Here is an 18,051-nt window from a genome sequence, read left to right on the forward strand (position 1 = left end):
AAATTCCACTTGTTATAGGGTCACGGTTTCTATCGAAATCACCGCTGTCAGCAGTTGGTTCTTCTCAATACGCATCAGGGAAATGCCCCGGACACGAACCAGATCTCCTGTGGTCTCGACGCGATAAAGAAACGCCGTTAATTCCGCCATGGCAAGGTCCACCACTTTCATCTCCACAACGGAAAGGCTCACCTTCCCGTCTCTGCTCTTGACCGATGAGGGCTTCATGTAACTCACCTGGGAACGAATCCCCGAAACACCGGCCATTTCATCAAGAAAGGCATAAAGCGTCTCTCCGGGTTTCAAGGCCGTTGACGACGTCACAGCGGTCCCTTTGAGCCTGCGATACTCCTGGGACAGGCTCTCCATCTTCTGAAGTTCGACTTTCCTGACCGCAAGGAGACGACGTTCCATGGACGCATCGCCAAAAGCCGACTGGACAAGCGCCCGCCCGCCTATGAGAAGGGCAAGAATCAAGGCCAGGGCCACGGCCCCCTTTTCCCGGCTGCTCAATCGTTCAAACCAATCCATCATGAGGCCTCCTCACCCGAAAGGGCTATGACCACCTTAAACTGAAACAGGTCCCCCCCGCTCTCCTTACTGGAGGAGGCGATGGTCACCCCAGTAAACAAAACACTCTTTTCCAGGGCACCCTTCAGGGTATCGATGGCTCCAAAATCTTCGGCAAGCCCGGAGACCGTCAGCTTCCCCTTGGCGAGGGTCATCCGGGTCAGGCTCACTTTAAGGTCACTGGGCACATGGGTAGAGATCGCCTTCAAAATATCAATCACCCGCACCCGGACGGCCCCCTGCCCGGCATAAATCGCCTCCTCTTTTGCCACACGCACGCGCCCCTCTATGGATCGCAAAAGCAGGCCCGCGCCCGGAGCACGTTTTTCATCGGACAAGGTAGCAAGATACACACCGGCCATCTTTTTTTCCACGGCCACGAGCTGCTGGTGTGTCGCCTCAACGCCTATCACAGCCCGAGCCACCAAAAGCAAGAGCAAGACCAAAACAAGCCCCCCCGTGGAGAAAACCCGTTTTTTGTGCTTGCCGATGAACTCTATCGGTGCAAAGCCCTGCCGCCAGAAAACAGGATATTTCCAGCCGCAAAGAGCCGAACAGGCCACGGCAAGCGCTTCATTGTAAGGCCCGTCCTCCCATTGAGGCTTGACCTCCTCTTCCAGCACCGCGCCGGTGGCGGAAAGAAGACGCGCCCCTTCAACGGGCACTGTGCCCAGGGGCGTTTTCAAAGTTTCTGGAAAATCATCCCAGCCCGAAACCAGAATTTTTTCCGGCCTCGTCCAACGCCCTTCTCCTTCGGCAAGGGCCACCAGGGTCTGCCACACCTCACGGGTCATGGTTTCAACCCCATCGCCCGCCGGTAGCTCCAGGACTCTTAAAAACACCAATTTCCGGTCACAAACCACGGCAAGGGTGCAGGTCCGGTTCACACGCCTTAAGGTCAAAAAAAAGGCATCTTCATTGCGGGCAAGAGTCAAAGCGGAAGCAACCGCAGACGGAGCCAGGACCATCGGCTCCATGCCGACCGCCTTAAGCTGAAGTCGTCGTTTCTCAAGCCCCTTTTCTTCACCGATGAGTGCTATAATTTCTGAATCCCCATCCCCGGCCGCTCGGCTCTCCCAGATAATGCGAAGCCCCTCAAGGGGCACCGGTAACGTGGGCTCCAGCTCAAAGGGCAGCGCCTTATCAATGGTTTTCGAGTCCCGAAAGGGAAGGTGGGCACGTCGGGCCCACATCTCCGCGGCAGGAAGAACAACGGCGACTTTCTCCCCCGGGTCGGTCAGGGCACGGCCCAGGGCAGCCAAAAGTTCCGAGTCATCGGCTGAGGCACCCGTATCGGAGGAGAGCGCCCCACGGGACACCCGTCGGCAAGCCGTCACCCGCAATGCGCCGGACTGCCGTTCCACCGTCACGGCGGCAGCCCCTTCCTCAGTGATCTCTATTCCCGTCAGTTTCACGCGTAGCCAATCCTTTTATGATTCACGTCAACCTCGCAAAAAGGCGACCGACCCTCATTGCCAGGCGACAGCCTGGTTGAAAGGCCATTTATGTTCCCGTCTCCTGCCAGGAGAGAACAGTCAGCTTTTCTCCATCCCGCCTCACTACGGCATGGATCTCCACGTACCTGCCGTCATCGACGGCCCTCGACATAATAGCAAACACCGTGGAATCGGTCCGAAGCATCTTTTTATTGATCCCATGGTTCTCGCAGCCTGGGCAGGTGTTGTACCACTCCCCGTCCAGGGGATGTAAAAAGCCTTCTTCCCCTTTATCGAAACGGTATTCTACCATCGATGTGGCGGCCATCTCCTTGTCCATATCTGACAAGGTATCGGGCATCAATGCAAAAAGGACCGGCAGCTCTGCGGTGTTGATATTGACCTTGCCCGGGTAGGTAAACCGCCGGACCGTCTCACCATCATCTTTGGCCTGGGCCGACTCCGCCCCGTAGACAGTCAGGAGATCGCACAGGCGATATCCCGCCTCTTCCCGGGTTAAAAGCTCTTCATCAATGCCTTTTATCCGCGCCATCTCGTAGAGATGCCGCAACGGCCCGTTGCCACAAGGATAAGGCGTCTCCAGGTTGAGGTAATAATCATCCTCGGCACCGGACAACCCTGTGGATGCGTCGCCATCCCCGTAATCGAGCCAGTCCTTCATGGCATTAATGATCCCGACGTTCTCACCCAGGCTCTCTATATCATCGTTGCTCTTGTTGACGAGGTCGAAAAAATTATCCCACAACGCTTTCTGATCAGGATTAAACTGCTTGCCGTCCGGATACTGCACCAGGGCATTCACCTGCACCTTGCCCAGCTCATCGGTAAGGGTCAGATCAAGCTTCCCCCTCTCAAAGGTGAGAGAGGAGATAAATGTGCCTAAGGCCTCTTCATCGGCCCATGTCTCCTGCACGGTGTCGGTGCCCCCCTCCTTACCGTCCGCAGCAAGAAAAGCCATGCCCACGTGAACACCGGAAACCGCCGTGGCCCGAAGCTCGGAAACGATGAAGGCTGAACTCGCCGTTGCCAGCTCCCGCCTCGCGTGCCGACTGGCTTCGAAAACCAGGACAAAAAGAGCCAGCATCATGGACAAGGTGGCCAGGAGAACCACCCCGCGTTCATTGGAAAAGCCCCCGTCCCTATCCATCAAGGGCCCCCTTTCGTCGGCTGCGAAGGAGGAAAAAGGTCTCCAGAACATGACCGCCCTCCCCTCGAGAGAGCCTCACCTTGAGACCCATGGGGGTCGACCGGTCAAAGGTATCGCTTTCAGAATCCCAGGTCTCCTGCTCCTGCCCCTCGGCATCAATACAGACCACCGAAAACGCCTTCACCTTTGTCATCATCACCGGATGCCCGTCAGCCCGCTCAAAGGAATCATGAAAAAAAAGGCGGTCCGACCGATGAAGCTGAAGCGCCCCATCGTCTTCCGTCACAAAATAGATAATTTCTGCAATGCCGCTTAGCGAACTTCCGCCAAAGGGGAGGTGATTCAAGGAGGTAAAACGTAGAAGACTCATCTCCTCCCCCCCCACCATCTCCCGGTCCAGGGTAAAGCGATAAGGGGACGCCTCATCCATGGAATCCGCCTCACTGTAGAGAGGGGATTGATCCACATAAAGGGCTTCAAGATCAAGGCCAATCCATCGGGCGGCCTCCCCCACGGCGAGATTGTCATCGCCACTCTCTTCAAGCATTTTTGCCCCCGTGGAGAGTTGCCTGAAGGCCGTCCCCAGGGTAGCCATCACAAGTCCCATGATGGTAACGGCCACGAGCACCTCCATGAGAGTAAAGCCCTGGTCTCGCTTGACAGGGGTCATGGGGCCTCCGTCACAAAGAGATAATGGGTCACCCCGTACCGGCGTTTTCCGCCATCGCGAAAGACCTCCAATCGCACTCTTGTCAACCGTTTGACCACCGTTTCGAACTCTTCATTCTCGAGTTTTGACGGCACCAGACTCCATCGCCAACCAGGGTACTCCGACCCAAAGTCTCCTTCATCCTGGGAGAGTTCCGAAGGGTCCTGGCCCCACGCGCTCTCCTTGAGCGTTGCGAGAAAAGAGGCCTTTTGCATGAACCGCGCCTCTTCTGAGGCAGAAAGGGATTGAAGAAAGAGGCTGTAGATGGCAAAAAAACCGATGGTAAGAATGGAAACGGAGATCATCACCTCAAGAAGGGTAAAGCCCCGGTTACGTTTCATTGCCTGATGCTTGTCAGAAACCGCCGTCATGGTCCTCCAGAATCTCCACCCGGGAAAGAAAGGGCTCAATCATAAGCCGCATCGTCTGGTCATCTCGTACCAGAAGAATTTCAGCACCGTCGGAGTACCCCCTGGGATAGAACCGCAGCATGGCCTCCGAAGAGGCATCTTTTTCCGCCGATAAATAACCGGGCAAGGCCACCGCCATATCCTGGGGCAACGAGAACCCACTTTTCCGTGCCTCTGCCAACGCTTTTTTATCCATGGAGGCGTCGGCCACCCAAAGCTCTCCGGCATCCGTGGCGATATAGAGACGATACTCTTTTTGATCTGTCAACGCGCGCTGCTTCAAATCCTGAACGGTTGCGGCAATCAGACGTGCCACCTTCTTGGAGGGGTCGGTGAAAATATACGATTCGAGACTGGGAAGGGAGAAAAAAAAGAGAAGAGACAAGATGGTCATCACCACCACCAACTCCAGGAAGGTAAACCCGGACTCTCCCCGGTGCCGGGTGGCACACGGCACCGCGCCTTCCCTTCCATTGGGTCTTAACTTTTGGCATCTGGAATAAAAATTGACGTGAAACACCCTTTTCCATCCCCATCGACGCATGGCGCGCCCCTATGGTTGGTTATTCGATGTCCCAGTTGTTGATATCTTTGGCGGTTCCTTCACCGCCGGGAATGCCATCGGATCCGTTAGAGGAAAGATCGACATCTCCATTGGAACCGGGGGAAACATAAATATAATCATTGCCCCAGGGATCTTTGGAAATTTTTCGTTTGGTGAGATAACCGCCCTCATTCCATTTGGTCGTATTTCCGGATTCAGGTTTCTCCACCAGCGCCGTCAGCCCCTGTTCCGTGGTAGGGTAAGAGCCAATATCCAGCTTATACATATCCAGAGCCGTTTCTATACTGCGAATATCGGCCTGGGCCTTAACAATTTTAGCGTCATCGGTTTTGCCAATGATCCTGGGCGCCACGTAGGTGGCAAGAAGCCCGAGAATAAAAATCACCACGATCATTTCAATCAAGGTAAATCCGTCTTCGGAAGAAGTCGTAGAAACAAGGGGTTGCATCATCATGCCTCTCATCCGGTCAGCGCCAAACCGCGCATCGTATTTTTTAAACAGGAATCAATATAAAAACAGGGTAAGCCCGCGAAAATCCTAATGCTTGACCCGTTTATTTCGTTCGTCCCCTGGATGGGGACAATCAGCAAAGCAATGTATCTCGGGTGCGTCATAAAGCGACCATTGGGCGGTTTACAAAATCATTCATGAAAACAAAGGTGTCTGTGCATTGAGGCCGCAGAAGACCAGACATGCAAAACATCTTTCTATAAGTATAAGAATTCTCCCCAAACTTCAAGAAGAATGCCAACGCCAGCCCTTTCCAGACGCCACCCCACATCAAACAGAAAATAATGACCGATGAAAAGAGATAGACCCTCCACGCCTTACCACCGCCACAGCGTCAAACCCACAAGACCCGGCGTCGGTATCCTGACGTCACCGGTATTATTTGCCCACACACAAACCAAACGGACGATGAAAGAGCTCGCTTATTTCTAAAGACATCCCTTTGTTATCTCATCGCTTTCTTCCCAATCATCCACAGCATCGATTCAAAGTGCCCACGTTGGCATCCCATTTGCATTCTTACTGTCCCAAGCACAAACCAAGGAGACACCCAATGCTGTTTGAGATGACACGTTCCGCACAGGCGGGCTTAAGAAAAGAGAGACAACACGAACTGATTTCGAACCACCTGGCCAACGCCAACACCACGGGGTTCAAAAAAGACATCCTCTCTTTTGACCGGGCCTTAAACCCCATCCTGACCACCGATTACAGCCAGGGCAACCTTATTGAAACAGGCAACCCTCTGGATCTGTCCATCGAAGGGGAAGGCTTTTTCAAGGTCAACACCCCTTCTGGGACACGATACACCCGGGACGGAAACTTTACCGTGGACGCCATCGGACGCATGGTCACCCAGGACGGATTCCCTGTCATGGGAAAAAACGGCCCCGTGACCCTCACCGGAGACGATATTTTCTTCGGTGAAAAAGGAGAGGTGATTATGGACTCTCTCGTCTTCGACAGCCTGGACATGGTCACCATGACCGATCTGCGCGCCCTGAATAAAGAGGGAAGCAACCTGTTCTCCCTGAACGCCGACCAAGGCCGTGAAATACCTGCCACAGAGGCGAAACTCCGGCAGGGAAGCCTGGAAGGGGCCAACATTACCGCTGTGACCGAGATGACCCACCTCATCGACGCCCAGCGAATGTACGAATCATCCGGAAAGGTCATGCGAACCAGCGATGAGACCGATGCACGGGCCAACCAGATGGGGCGTCCGGCGTAAAGAAATGAATACGGGCATTAAGGGCATTAACCAAAGACCACGCACACTTTAACAGGGAGCAGACATCATGATGAGAGGACTCTGGACAGCAGCATCAGGCATGGGCGCCCAGCAGATGAACATCGACACCGTCTCCAACAACCTGGCCAACGCCAACACCACGGGCTTTAAAAAAAGCCGGGCCAACTTTCAGGACCTCATGTACCAGACCCAGCTTATCGCAGGGGCTCCCACCCCATCAGGCGGGCAGGTCCCCACGGGCATTCAGGTCGGCATGGGGGTCAAACCCTCCAGCGTCCAGAAAGTGTTTACCCAAGGGGACTACGTCCATACCGGCAATGATCTGGACATGGCCATTGAAGGCGACGGTTTCTTTAAAGTCCTTCACGGCGAGCAGGAAGTCTTTACCCGTGCCGGCAACTTCACCCTGGACAGTGAAGGCTTCATCACCAGCCCCGCAGGGGACCGTCTTCAGCCTGAGATCTCCATTCCGTCCGACACGGTTCTGGTCACCGCCACCTCAGACGGCACCCTCACCGCCCACGGCCAGGGCGACACCGTCCTCCTGACCGCCCAGGTCCCCCTCTACAATTTTGCCAACCCCGCCGGCCTCTTCGCCATGGGTGGCAACCTGCTGCGCCCCACCGAAGGCTCCGGTGAAGCCATTGAAGGGATCGCAGGAGCCGACGGCTTCGGCTCCCTCACCAACCAGTCTCTGGAGATGTCCAACGTGAACATCGTGGACGAAATGGTGGCGATGATCGTGGGCCAGCGCGCCTACGAAGCGAACTCCAAGGCTCTGCAGACCGGTGACCGCATGATGGAAACCGCCAACAACCTCAAGCGGTAAGGACCGGGTGTGATCTTGAACAACGCTCCCTATAAATTCTCCATCACCGGAAGCCGCCCCATGCCCGGGTGCCTCTGGATGGTGATCCTCCTCTGGCTTCTGCCCGGGATCCTGCATGCGGAAAATGCCCCCGCCATGCGCCCCCGGGTAGAGGTAACGCGTGCCACCGTCCGAGTCGCCGATCTCTTCTCATGCCCGCTTCCCGTCGCCCTCAGACCCCACGCCGACACCCCCGTGATGAATGCCCCCCTGCCCGGCAAAGAGCGTTTCGTCCCCGGTGCCTTTCTTGTCCGCAAGCTCTCCCTGCTTGCAGGCGTAAACGCCCTGACGATCAACACACCCCATCGAATCTGTGTGTTCCGCAAAGGACAGACCCTGACCGACAAACACCTGGTCCCTTTTCTCGAATCCCTGGCCAGGGCCACATGGAAAGAGCCCGTATCCATTACCGGGTTTCGCGTCACAGGACGACGCACCCTTCCCTTAGGGACCCTGTCCTTTACCCCCGATAAAAAAAGAGCCCGTATCCGCAAAAACCGCGTAGAACTCCCGGTTGCCGTCTTCGTAAACGGCAAGACCATGGGGCGGATCACCCTCAGCGGAAAAGCCAGCGTCCTTAAAAACGTGGTGATCACCCACACCGCCCTCCGCCAGGGAGAAAAGCTCACATCAGCCCACATCACCCTGGCCTTACGCCCGGTGCCCCCCTCTGACCATGACATCCTCACCGACCCGATCCAGGCCATCGGACGCATGGCGACCCGCCCCATCGGCTCCGGCACCCTGCTCACCACGACGTTGGTCAAAGCCTCGCCTCTGGTGCAACGGGGAGATGGCGTCCGCATCCGGTACACCTTAGGAGGGCTCCTCATCACCGCCACCGGCATCGCCCGAGAAACCGGCGGCAGAGGGGATTTTATCAAGGTAAAAAACAGCCGCTCAGGAAAAATTATCCCTTGCCGCATCACCGGCGCATGCCGCGTGGAACCTTTTTTATGATGGCATCATCTTTTGACCCAAAAAAAAGACCAAAGAGAGTCATGAAGAGACACCTGATTACACAGTCCATCGCCCTGATCGTTCTCCTGCTCCTGGGCCTGCCCCTTTCGTCAACCGCGGAGCGCCTGAAGGATATTACCTCCATTCAGGGAGCCACGCCCCTGCAGCTGACCGGCTACGGCATCGTGGTGGGACTTGCCGGTACCGGAGACAAAAAAGGCGCCGATTTTACCCAGGACTCCCTGGCCAACATGATGACCCGCATGGGGGTCAAGGTGGACAAAGGCTCCCTGAAACTGAGCAACGCCGCCGCTGTCATAGTCACCGCCTCTCTTCCCCCCTTTGCCAGAAAGGGAGCACGACTCGACATCACCATCTCCTCCATCGGTAACGCCAAGAGTCTGGCAGGCGGAACCCTGCTCCTCACCCCCTTGCGCAGCATCGACGGTGAGCCCAGGGCCCTGGCCCAGGGCGCCCTGGCCATCGGGGGTGCCGGAGACGCAAAAGCCAAGAAAAACCACCTTCTGGTCGGTCGCATCGCCAATGGCGCCAATGTGGAACGAGAGCTCAACACCGGTTTTTCCCATAAGCACCGCATGATCTTAAACCTCAACAATCCGGACTTCACCACCTCCAGCCGGATCGCCCTGAAGATCAACGACACCTTCGGGAAAAAAACCGCCCGCACCCTGGACTCAGGAGCCGTGCAGCTCTCCATGCCGGCCTACATGCAAGGCCGGGTCACCGAGTTCATCGCCAAGATAGAAAATCTCACCGTCACCCCGGACACCCCGGCCCGCATCGTGGTCAACGAAAAGACCGGCACCGTCATCATCGGTGAAAACGTCCGCATCGGCACCGTGGCGGTGGCCCATGGCAACCTCACCCTCACCGTGACGGAGACAAAAAATGTCTCCCAGCCCAATGCCCTTGCCCCAGGTCAAACCGTCGTCACCAAAGAAAAAAGCACCGACCTCACCGAAGAAGAGGCCAAGGTGATGCTCATGCCCCAGGGGACCACCATCCAGGAGTTGGTCAATGCCTTGAACGCCATCGGCGTCAGCCCCCGAGACATGATCAGTATCTTTCAAAGCATCAAGGCCGCCGGAGCTCTCCAGGCAGAACTCGTGGTCATATAAAGGAAAGCACATGCTGATAAAACCCGCTGCGGCAGCCGCCGTCCACAAACCGGACACCCCCTCCACCGACCCGGAAAAGAAAAAGCTCAAAGAAGCATGCCGGAACTTTGAGGCGATCTTCGTCACCCAGATGCTTAAAGAGATGCGACCTGAAGGCGATGACCCCATCTTCGGGGGAAGCCATGCACGCAAAATCTACGAGTCCATGATGGACGAACAGATGGCCGAGCACCTCACCCAGCAACGAAGCCCCCTGGGCGTCGGGGACCTCCTCTACCGGCGACTGGCGGAGAGGCTGGATGCCACGACCGCGAAAGACGCAAAAACTGGCACAGAAGATGCAAAGATAAAGTGAGAAGACAATAATAAGGCAACCGCTGGGAAAGAATTTCCCAGCCGACAGTTCGACAGGACGGTAACCAACGTTCAATGACCCCTTAGCGTCCGGTCATCATCATTGAGTCATGGGAACGCTTATGGCATCGCAATCCATCATTGACCTGCTTGAAAAAAAAGAGGCCCTCTACACCGAGCTTCTCACCCTTGTGGAAGAGGAGAGCCGCAGTCTCTCCTCCATCGTCCTGGAGCGCCTCTGGGCCTTCACGGAAGAGAAAAGCCGCCTCTCCATGGAGATCGAATCCCTTCGAGACGAGATCCTTCAGATCGCTTCGGCCCGCCTCAACCTGAAAGCGGGGATCGCCCCCCTGCACCTTCGCGAGCTGCCCCGAATTTTCCCCGAAGACGAGGCCCGGATCGCCCGGTCCGTGGAGACCCTTATCTTCATGAAAGGAAAAATCAGAAAAATTGCCGAGTCCAGCGTCTCCTTTGTGCAAAACTATCTGGAGACCGTTGAAGAGATCATCCAGATGTTCACCGCCTCCTCGTCTTCCACCAAAATTTACGGCATGGATCGCCACCTGATGGAGCCCGGCGGCTCTGTCTTCATTCGTGGGGAGGCGTAACCATGGGTTTTCGCCTCACCATGGACATCGCCAAGGGAGCCCTGGCCACGGCTGGCCGAGGCATGTCCGTCAACGGCCACAACATCGCCAACGTGGACACCCCCGGATTCAGCCGTCAAAGCGAGACCATCACCTCCAACCGGCCCCACACCATCGGCAGCCTCCAGCTCGGGTCCGGAGCCTCCATGGATTCCGTCAACCGGCATGTAGACCAGCGCCTGGAAGAACGTCTCATTGACCAGAAATCCAAATTTGCCACCTATGATGAATCCATTGTCTACATCGACAACCTGGAGTCCCTCTTCAACGTCGACTCCGAGCATCACCTGGGGACCCTCATGAGCGAGTTCTGGCAGGGATGGCACCAGGTGGCCAACCATCCGGACGACCCGTCGGCACGCGCGGTACTCCTGGAATCCGCCCGCAACATGTCCGGCCAGTTCAATTCATTATCAAACGACCTGACGCGCCTGAAAACCAACGTCAGTCAAGACATTGGCGCCGGCGTGAAACGGGTCAACACCCTCATGGACAAAATCGCCAAGCTCAACGTCGCAATCAGTATCACCGAAGCCACCCGGCCCGCCAACGATCAGCGGGACATGCGGGGCCATATCGTCACCGAACTGTCCGAGTTCCTGAACATCAACACAGTGGAGCAACCCAACGGCTACCTCTCCGTCATGACCGGAAACGGCTACCCCCTTGTGGTGGGAGACCGCTCCTACGACCTGACGAGCACTCGCGGCACCGTCGGCTGGCAAACCTCCTCCGGCGGGACCGTGAACATCTCCCGCGCCATCGATCAAGGCAAACTGGGGGGCTGGCTCACCGTCAAAGACGACATCCTCTCGGAAGTCGAGCAGAATCTGGATGCCCTGGCCAAAGAGGTGATGTGGCGCGTCAACCTCGTCCACAGCCAGGGCGTGGGCACCCGCTACCACCAGAGCGCCATCACCTCCGCCGAAACACCCCAGGATGGAAAACTTTACAACCTCCCCTTCGGCAACCGCATCGACTATGAGGGGGGCATGAAAATCTGGACAAAAAAACTCAACAGCTCCGACCCCGCCACCGCCGTGGAGCTGGACACCGGGATATCCACCACCTCCCCCCAAAACTTCAGCGGCAGCGCCATGCCCATGAGCAGCTATCGACTCACCGTGGAGCAGGGCGGCACCGTGGGTCCAGGAACCGACAACCCCATCATGCGCTGGGAACGCCTCAGCGAAGACGGCACCCCCGTGGCCATGGGCCGCTTTGCCGTGACGGGTGAAAACAGCTTTACCACCACCCCGCCCGTGGAAGGCATCGGCTTTAACCTGGGAAAAGGGCGCCTCGTGGCCGGCAACGTCTTTGAGTTCAACACCTCGGAGACCGGTGCCGCCAACCCCATCAAACTAAGGGGCATCCCCGAAGGACGCGCCCGATGCGCCGGGGACAGTTACACCCTCACCGTCATTGAAGGGGCGGGTTCCATCGAAAACGTCACAGAAAAAAATCCCATCATCCTGGAATGGGCCAACAGCACTGGCAGGGGCACCGTACGCATCGAAGACCCCAACCAGACCCAGTTTGACGTGGACGGCATGAGCCTCGCCATCGATCAGGGGACCCTCCTCACCGGAGACAGCTTTGTGGTAAAAACCGGCGACACCGGACAACCCCTGGATCTTGACGGCAAAACAACCGTCGACCAGAAATCCTCCTGGCACTGGACCACCTTCTCCCTGGCCGACCAGTTCAACCGACAGGCCAGCGACGTCGACGTGGCCCTCAAAGCCTTCATCAACCACAACGGCGCCTTTGAACTCCGCCCCGACTTCGGGATGGCCTACGCCTTCTCCGACAGCAGCGCACGCGATGGTGGCGTGGCCGCAGCCCTCGGCCTGAACACTTTTTTCAAAGGCGAGGATGCCGGCACCATGGACATCACCGACCTGGTGGAGGACCCCTCCAACATCGCCGCAGCCCGTGTGCGTGGCGCCGATGCGGACGCCATCAGCAGCAATCTCCAGGTCACCAACCCGGAAATTCGCCCTGTGACCCTCGGCGCGGCAGGGCCTCCTATCCTCTACTTCGAGGAAGATGATGTCCCCAAAGCCATCGCCCTTACCCCGAGAGTGCTCACCTCCCGAGGGGATTTTCACACCCTGGCCAATGATATGGAACAGGCCATGAACGCCACCTCCGGTCACACCAACCCCTACAAGGTGCGCTATGTGGAAAACGAAAACCGCTTCGAGTTTTCTGAAAACGACGGATCCCCCCTGCAGCAGCTCACCCTCCGGTGGGATCGTTCCCCTGGACTGGCCGAACTCACGGGCTTTCGTCCCGAGCCGGAAACCTTTGTGCCCGCCGCCGGTGACTACGGCAAGATCAACAACGACAACGCCCTGATCATGGCGGACATGCAGCACATGGAAAAAGAGATGTCCCACTACGCCTACACTCGCGAACGGGGCGCCATGGCAGAGTCCCTCACCACCACGCCCGACGGTTTCTACCGGGACATGCTGGGATCCATCGGTGTTCGGGCCTCCAGTTTCAGAAAAGAAAAAGAGATGGGACAGGTCATGGTGGAAAAACTCTCCGACCTGAGGGAAACCATCTCTGGCGTCTCCGTGGACGAAGAGCTGGTCCGCATGCTGGCCCACCAGCAGGCCTACCAGGCCGCCTCCAAACTCATCACCACCTCCGATGAGATGCTTCAGACGCTGTTAAATATGAGGTAAGAAAGGGGATAGGCTGAAGGCTAAAGGCTAAAGGCGATAGGCTAAGGGCGATAGGCTAAGGGCTAAGGGAAGGGAAGTAAGCGTAAACGGGGTGCCCCATTGGCTCAGGTTTCAGGCACCATTTGCCGATAACAGATGTAATTGATATGTAACCATCAGAGTTCCTGCGCGTGCGCCGGTGCATATGGAAGACGTGCTTCCATCCATCGACCGGGCCATTTTTTGACGAGTGTGATTCATGCGGGTAGCGACCACCAGCCTATACAATCAGTCCAAGGAGAACATCAGCCGGAAAAACCGGAATGTCCTCGACCAGAACTCCCTGATCTCCTCGGGCAAGCGTATCAGAAAGCTCTCGGACGATCCGGTGGACGCGAGTCGCGTGGCGGCTCTGAAGACCAACATGAGCGATCTCTTTCAGCTTCAGCGCAACGTGGCCACAGGCAGCTTGTGGCTGGAAGGAAGTGAGGAGTCCATGGAACGTGTCAAAGACATGGTGGCCAGGGCCAAAGAGCTCTCCATCGCCATGGCCAACGGCATCGCAAACTCCGATGACTTCCAAACCGCAGCCCTTGAGGTGGGCGGCCTCATCAAGGGGGTGCTCGACCAGGCCAACACACGCATGGACGGCCAATACATCTTCTCCGGAAGCCGAAGCGATATCCGGCCCTTTCAGGCCGACAACGAGGACCTCCCCTCCTCCATCGCCTACGAAGGAAACAGCACCCCCTTCCGGGTCAAGATCGGCCCCCAGTCCGACATGATCGTAGGCTTTGCCGGAAAAGAGATCTTCTCATCGAACACAGCCCTCATCGATGAGACCAACAACTACCTCGATTTTACGGAAAAAAGGGCCGGTGCCCTTCCCGGCGAAGAGACCGTCCTGACCGCCAGGGTAGACGGCGGCACCTATTCCCGGCAAGAGCTTGCCCACGCCGTGGAGATGTCCATGGAAAGGGCCTCCGCCGACAAAGGGGAAGGGACCGATTACCGCGTCTCCTGGAATGAAGCCCAGGAAACCTTTACCATCGCCGAAGAAGACGGCCTCGCGCCAGCCAAACTCGACCGTATCTCTGTTCTCTTCCGCACCGGTGAAAACCGTCATAAATCCGTGGGTGCCTTCATGGGGTTTTCCACCGATGACGCCACCACCGAGGCCTCCCGGGAACCCCTGGTGAGTCGCAGAGGGGTTCAATGGGGCATTTTTACCTCGCTGTTCGAATTAAAAGCAGCCCTTGAGAGCAACGACAAAGAAGGGCTCCACCAGTCCATCTCCCGCCTCGGGGTCGATCACAACAAGCTGCTGAGCTCCATCTCCGAAGCCGGGGTACGGGCCAACCGCCTGGACACGCGAGACGACCTGCTGAAGGACCTGGCCCTCAGCCATGACGCCAACCGGTCCAAACTGGAAGACACCGACGTGGTGCGCGCCATCTCCGACCTGCGCCTGAAACAATTCGGCTATGAGTCGGCCCTGGCTTCCACATCACGGCTCCTGAACACGAGTCTTCTCAACTACCTCAAGTAGCACGTAGACAGGAAAAAACTGATGCTCATACTGACAAGAAAAGCGGGCGAAAAAATCCGTATTGGCGACGACATCACCATCCATGTGGTGGATATCGGCAAGGGAAACGTCCGAATCGGGGTCGAAGCCCCCAAAGAGGTGACCATCATGCGCGACGAAGTGGTGGAACGCATCGAAAAAGAGAACCTCATCGCCGCCAACAGGAACCGAAACACCCTGGTTCATGCGGCGTCCATGCTGAAAAATAAAAAAATGCTACCGGGCAAAAAAAACAAGGAGTAACACGTTGATCATCCCTACGCGACAATTTGGCCCCGTTGACATCGATGAAGAGAAAATCGTCTCCATGCCCAAAGGCATGCCCGGATTTCCAGGCAAAGAGCGGTACATCCTCCTCTCCCACGAAGAGATCGACCCCATCCTCACCTTTCAGAGTGTGGAGGACCCCGACCTGGCTTTTGCCCTCATGGACCCCTTTCTCTTCCTGACCGAATACGCCATCGATCTGGACGCCGCCGTGAAAGAGATGAACTGGGCCGTAGAAAAACCCGAGGAGCTCTTCCTCTATACCATCATCAACGCCAGCGGTGACTGCCCCGAAGAGATCACCGCCAACCTCGCCGGTCCCCTGCTCGTCCACACCGGCCTGAATGAAGCCCTGCAGCTGCTTATCCCCGATGAGCGGTACTCCCCCAAACACTCGATTTTTGCGGCGGAAGAAGAAAGGGCGGAAGGCTAAAGGCGGCTAAAAGAAGCCCCAGGTATGCGGTGCGCAAGCGCACCCTACCATCTCCCAAAACCATCCCGTATCACCACCGAATCTGCGAGGGCCGTAGGGTGCGGCTCCCGCACCTTCTACCGCAACGCGAACCGCCAGCCCCTGACCTCAAACATTCATAGTCCCTTGGCGGTTGGCCAACGCCCCGGTTTATCGGCGGTGCGCAAGCGCACCCTACCCTTTTCCATCGGCCGCGAACGAGGCCCTGGGCATTGGTTTGGTTATGTCGCTTCCCTCACAAAAAACAGACTGTTCTCCGTTGAAAGAGCCTCCTCAAACCGATAGCCATTCACATCGAACCCCGTCACATCATCCACACACTCAACCCGGTTCTCGATGACCCACCGCGCCATGGCCCCCCTGGCCCGCTTGGCATGAATGGCCACAGTCTTCAGGGCATCGCCCTTCTTCTCCTTGAACGCCACGTCCACGAAACGCCCCCGTGAGCTCAGCCTCTTTTTATCCACGGCCTTGGCGTACTCCCCCGAGGCGAGGTTCAAAAGCACCCCGTCAGACGCCATGAGCCCCATCAGGTGATCCGTCACCGCCTCCTTCCACCACCTGGAGAGCACCCCGAAGCCGGGCAACAAAAGTCCCATCTCCAGACGATACGGCTCAACGCCCGTCAAAGGCGAAAGCGCCCCGTAAAGCCCGGAGAGAATCCGCAGTCGCCCTACGGCCCAGGCCACGGCCTCCGGAGAAAGGCTCTCCGCATCCAGCCCCTGGTAGGCATCTCCCCGGTAGGCAAAAAGTGCCGGTGTGGTCCCCATGGCCCCAAATGAGAAGCTTCGAAACCTCTCCACCGTCCCTGCGGCAAGGCCATCACTGACCTTCATGAGCGCCCCCATCTCGTCCGTGGAACCCCCCCGCAACACCGCCACCAGCTCCCGGGTCCTCTCCTCGAAGAAAGGACGTTCCATATTTGCTGCCCACACCGGGGCCCCTGCCTCCATCCGCTTGGCCGGGGCGAGGATTGTGATCATCATAAAAATTCTCCTTGAAAAACCTTGCCTCAGGCGGCGAGGGTGGCGAAGCCACGGTAACGAAAACACCTCGAAAGCTGGTTTGCGTCATCATCGGACATGCGACCGTAGGGTGCGGCTCCCGCACCTTCTAACGTAACGCAAACCTCCGGCCTGTTCCCCTGAACCATTTCACCATAACAGGCCACTGCAAGAAAAAGCGATGTTGGATTTTTGTGTGATCAATGGTGCGCACGGCGCACCCTACCCTTTTCCGGTACATCACCGGCACACGACCGTTTTCCCGTCACGATTCGCCAAAATTACCGGTCATATCACCACCCCCGCCCCAATGGGGTGCATAGACCTCACTATTCACATACCGATGAAATGTGGACCAAGGCCAATCCGCAACCCGTTCAACGACACCATGCTTCACCGGGTTAAAATGAATATAATCCATGTGCGTTTCAAAATCCCGTTCATCCCGGATCCGGTGTTCCCAAAACCGTCGCTGCCACAAGGTACCTTCCTGTCGAGCCTTACGGGATTTTGTCGTGAAGCCCTGGCGTGGGAACAAATCGCCACAGCAGATGGTCACATGCCGTTTGATGCGGGACCACCGGCTGCTGAAATCAGCGTCACCCTCGGGCAGGGTCCAGATACAATGAAGATGGTCCGGCAAAAGCACCCATGCTTCGATAGAAAAAGGAGCTACTTCCCGAACACGCTGAATGCTGGTTCGCAATGCAGCCCGTACAGGCTCTTCGCACAGAACGGGCTGTCTGCGGTGAGTTATCACCGTAAAGAAAAACGATGCGCCAGGTGTTGATGCACGACTGTAATTGGACATGCGCGACCTCTTATTTTTATAAAAAAACAAGATATTGATGACGACACAAACAACTTTCCATTGATCCCCTTCTGTGACCCCACCAGGTTCTCGAGACGTAGGGTGCGGCCCCCGCACCTTCTAACGTAACGCAAGCCTCCGGCCTGTTCTCCTGATCCATTTCACCATCACGGGCCACCGTAAGAAAAAGCGGTGTTGGATTTTTGGGAGGTAAACGGTGCGCACGGCGCACCCTACCATTACCCCTACACCTCCGGGTTTCCGAGTGTAGGGTGCGGCTCCCGCACCTTCTAACGTAACGCAAGCCTCTGGCCTTTTCTCCTGAAACATTTCCCCATCACGGGCAACCCCATGAAAAAGCGGTGTTGGGGTTTTGGGAGGTAATCGGTGCGGGAGCCGCACCCTACCATTACCCCGACACCTCCGGTTCCCGAGCGTAGGGTGCGGCCCCCGCACCTTCTAACGTAACGCAAGCCTCCGGCCTTTTCTCCTGATCCATTTCCCCACCACGGGCAACCCCAAGAAAAAGCGGTGTTGGATTTTTGGGCGGTAATCGGTGCGGGAGCCGCACCCTACCATTACCCCGACACCTCCGGTTCCCGCGCGTAGGGTGCGGCTCCCGCACCTTCTAACGTAACGCAAGCC

General features: G+C 57.0%; 19 protein-coding genes. 10 read left to right on the forward strand and 9 right to left on the reverse strand.

All coding sequences use genetic code 11. From position 1 onward, the window contains the following. Positions 1 to 12: 12 nt before the first annotated feature. The 7 genes from Q1Q75_RS15330 to gspG form a co-directional block, all read right to left on the reverse strand. Entirely contained in the window at positions 13 to 534 is a 522-nt protein-coding gene (locus tag Q1Q75_RS15330) for a hypothetical protein (protein WP_300672389.1), read from the reverse strand. Further along, positions 531 to 1,985 carry a PilN domain-containing protein gene (locus Q1Q75_RS15335; protein WP_300672391.1) on the reverse strand — a complete coding sequence of 485 codons (1,455 nt, stop codon included), beginning with the start codon at positions 1,983 to 1,985 and terminating at the stop codon, positions 531 to 533. Before Q1Q75_RS15335 ends, Q1Q75_RS15330 begins: the two co-directional genes overlap by 4 nt. A gap of 88 nt (positions 1,986 to 2,073) precedes the next feature. Then, complete coding sequence (locus Q1Q75_RS15340; protein ID WP_300672393.1) at positions 2,074 to 3,174, reverse strand: type II secretion system protein GspK; 1,101 nt, start codon at positions 3,172 to 3,174, stop codon at positions 2,074 to 2,076. Beyond that, complete coding sequence (locus Q1Q75_RS15345) at positions 3,167 to 3,844, reverse strand: type II secretion system protein (protein ID WP_300672395.1); 678 nt, start codon at positions 3,842 to 3,844, stop codon at positions 3,167 to 3,169. The genes Q1Q75_RS15340 and Q1Q75_RS15345 overlap by 8 nt, the downstream gene beginning before the upstream one ends. Then, a complete protein-coding gene (locus tag Q1Q75_RS15350) occupies positions 3,841 to 4,254 on the reverse strand; it encodes a prepilin-type N-terminal cleavage/methylation domain-containing protein (RefSeq protein WP_300672397.1) in 414 nt (137 codons plus the stop codon). The genes Q1Q75_RS15345 and Q1Q75_RS15350 overlap by 4 nt, the downstream gene beginning before the upstream one ends. Beyond that, positions 4,238 to 4,750 carry a type II secretion system protein gene (locus tag Q1Q75_RS15355; RefSeq protein WP_300672399.1) on the reverse strand — a complete coding sequence of 171 codons (513 nt, stop codon included), beginning with the start codon at positions 4,748 to 4,750 and terminating at the stop codon, positions 4,238 to 4,240. Before Q1Q75_RS15355 ends, Q1Q75_RS15350 begins: the two co-directional genes overlap by 17 nt. Positions 4,751 to 4,856: 106 nt before the next feature. Next, on the reverse strand, positions 4,857 to 5,312 hold the full coding sequence (gene gspG, locus Q1Q75_RS15360; RefSeq protein WP_300672401.1) for a type II secretion system major pseudopilin GspG: 456 nt from the start codon (positions 5,310 to 5,312) through the stop codon (positions 4,857 to 4,859). 610 nt (positions 5,313 to 5,922) lie between these two features. Between gspG and Q1Q75_RS15365 the strand changes: the two genes are divergently transcribed. The 10 genes from Q1Q75_RS15365 to fliW all read left to right on the forward strand — a co-directional run bounded on the left by Q1Q75_RS15365 (position 5,923) and on the right by fliW (position 15,552). Then, a complete protein-coding gene (locus Q1Q75_RS15365) occupies positions 5,923 to 6,600 on the forward strand; it encodes a flagellar hook-basal body protein (RefSeq protein WP_300672403.1) in 678 nt (225 codons plus the stop codon). Positions 6,601 to 6,667: 67 nt separating this feature from the next. Then, complete coding sequence (gene flgG, locus Q1Q75_RS15370) at positions 6,668 to 7,450, forward strand: flagellar basal-body rod protein FlgG (RefSeq protein WP_300672405.1); 783 nt, start codon at positions 6,668 to 6,670, stop codon at positions 7,448 to 7,450. A 9-nt stretch (positions 7,451 to 7,459) separates the two neighbouring features. After that, positions 7,460 to 8,449, forward strand: coding sequence for a flagellar basal body P-ring formation chaperone FlgA (flgA, locus tag Q1Q75_RS15375; protein ID WP_300672407.1), 990 nt, complete (start codon positions 7,460 to 7,462; stop codon positions 8,447 to 8,449). Positions 8,450 to 8,490: 41 nt separating this feature from the next. Next, positions 8,491 to 9,588 (forward strand): flagellar basal body P-ring protein FlgI, encoded by a 1,098-nt coding sequence (locus Q1Q75_RS15380; protein WP_300672409.1) that lies wholly within the window; start codon positions 8,491 to 8,493, stop codon positions 9,586 to 9,588. Positions 9,589 to 9,598: 10 nt separating this feature from the next. Beyond that, the gene (locus Q1Q75_RS15385) at positions 9,599 to 9,943 is read left to right on the forward strand and encodes a rod-binding protein (protein WP_300672411.1); all 345 of its coding nucleotides are present in this window, start codon (positions 9,599 to 9,601) and stop codon (positions 9,941 to 9,943) included. Positions 9,944 to 10,064: 121 nt separating this feature from the next. Continuing rightward, a complete protein-coding gene (locus Q1Q75_RS15390; RefSeq protein ID WP_300672413.1) occupies positions 10,065 to 10,550 on the forward strand; it encodes a flagellar protein FlgN in 486 nt (161 codons plus the stop codon). A gap of 2 nt (positions 10,551 to 10,552) precedes the next feature. After that, complete coding sequence (gene flgK / locus Q1Q75_RS15395; protein WP_300672415.1) at positions 10,553 to 13,285, forward strand: flagellar hook-associated protein FlgK; 2,733 nt, start codon at positions 10,553 to 10,555, stop codon at positions 13,283 to 13,285. 238 nt (positions 13,286 to 13,523) lie between these two features. Further along, entirely contained in the window at positions 13,524 to 14,813 is a 1,290-nt protein-coding gene (gene flgL / locus Q1Q75_RS15400) for a flagellar hook-associated protein FlgL (RefSeq protein WP_300672417.1), read from the forward strand. A gap of 21 nt (positions 14,814 to 14,834) precedes the next feature. After that, on the forward strand, positions 14,835 to 15,095 hold the full coding sequence (csrA, locus tag Q1Q75_RS15405) for a carbon storage regulator CsrA (RefSeq protein WP_300672419.1): 261 nt from the start codon (positions 14,835 to 14,837) through the stop codon (positions 15,093 to 15,095). Positions 15,096 to 15,099: 4 nt separating this feature from the next. Beyond that, a complete protein-coding gene (gene fliW / locus Q1Q75_RS15410; RefSeq protein WP_300672421.1) occupies positions 15,100 to 15,552 on the forward strand; it encodes a flagellar assembly protein FliW in 453 nt (150 codons plus the stop codon). Between the two features lie 260 nt (positions 15,553 to 15,812). On the opposite strand, the gene Q1Q75_RS15415 is transcribed toward fliW, so the two are convergent. Together Q1Q75_RS15415 and Q1Q75_RS15420 are read right to left on the reverse strand one after the other, a co-directional pair. Beyond that, positions 15,813 to 16,577: a YaaA family protein gene (locus tag Q1Q75_RS15415; protein ID WP_300672423.1), complete on the reverse strand. Its 765-nt coding sequence runs from the start codon at positions 16,575 to 16,577 to the stop codon at positions 15,813 to 15,815. Positions 16,578 to 16,860: 283 nt separating this feature from the next. Beyond that, positions 16,861 to 17,406: a transposase gene (locus Q1Q75_RS15420; protein WP_300672425.1), complete on the reverse strand. Its 546-nt coding sequence runs from the start codon at positions 17,404 to 17,406 to the stop codon at positions 16,861 to 16,863. Positions 17,407 to 18,051: the final 645 nt, after the last annotated feature.

This window comes from Desulfoluna sp., from assembly GCF_030145185.1.
Taxonomy (GTDB): Bacteria; Desulfobacterota; Desulfobacteria; order Desulfobacterales; family Desulfolunaceae; genus Desulfoluna.

What these genes read in the sequence shown, in the direction of transcription:
- Q1Q75_RS15365 (WP_300672403.1), top strand. Translation starts at nt 5,923, where the DNA reads ATGCTGTTTGAGATGACACGTTCCGCACAGGCGGGCTTAAGAAAAGAG.
- flgK (WP_300672415.1), top strand. Translation starts at nt 10,553, where the DNA reads ATGGGTTTTCGCCTCACCATGGACATCGCCAAGGGAGCCCTGGCCACG.
- flgL (WP_300672417.1), top strand. Translation starts at nt 13,524, where the DNA reads ATGCGGGTAGCGACCACCAGCCTATACAATCAGTCCAAGGAGAACATC.
- Q1Q75_RS15415 (WP_300672423.1), bottom strand. Translation starts at nt 16,577, where the DNA reads ATGATGATCACAATCCTCGCCCCGGCCAAGCGGATGGAGGCAGGGGCC.
- csrA (WP_300672419.1), top strand. Translation starts at nt 14,835, where the DNA reads ATGCTCATACTGACAAGAAAAGCGGGCGAAAAAATCCGTATTGGCGAC.
- Q1Q75_RS15380 (WP_300672409.1), top strand. Translation starts at nt 8,491, where the DNA reads ATGAAGAGACACCTGATTACACAGTCCATCGCCCTGATCGTTCTCCTG.
- Q1Q75_RS15330 (WP_300672389.1), bottom strand. Translation starts at nt 534, where the DNA reads ATGATGGATTGGTTTGAACGATTGAGCAGCCGGGAAAAGGGGGCCGTG.
- flgG (WP_300672405.1), top strand. Translation starts at nt 6,668, where the DNA reads ATGATGAGAGGACTCTGGACAGCAGCATCAGGCATGGGCGCCCAGCAG.
- Q1Q75_RS15420 (WP_300672425.1), bottom strand. Translation starts at nt 17,406, where the DNA reads ATGTCCAATTACAGTCGTGCATCAACACCTGGCGCATCGTTTTTCTTT.
- Q1Q75_RS15345 (WP_300672395.1), bottom strand. Translation starts at nt 3,844, where the DNA reads ATGACCCCTGTCAAGCGAGACCAGGGCTTTACTCTCATGGAGGTGCTC.
- Q1Q75_RS15340 (WP_300672393.1), bottom strand. Translation starts at nt 3,174, where the DNA reads ATGGATAGGGACGGGGGCTTTTCCAATGAACGCGGGGTGGTTCTCCTG.
- Q1Q75_RS15390 (WP_300672413.1), top strand. Translation starts at nt 10,065, where the DNA reads ATGGCATCGCAATCCATCATTGACCTGCTTGAAAAAAAAGAGGCCCTC.
- Q1Q75_RS15385 (WP_300672411.1), top strand. Translation starts at nt 9,599, where the DNA reads ATGCTGATAAAACCCGCTGCGGCAGCCGCCGTCCACAAACCGGACACC.
- gspG (WP_300672401.1), bottom strand. Translation starts at nt 5,312, where the DNA reads ATGATGATGCAACCCCTTGTTTCTACGACTTCTTCCGAAGACGGATTT.
- Q1Q75_RS15350 (WP_300672397.1), bottom strand. Translation starts at nt 4,254, where the DNA reads ATGACGGCGGTTTCTGACAAGCATCAGGCAATGAAACGTAACCGGGGC.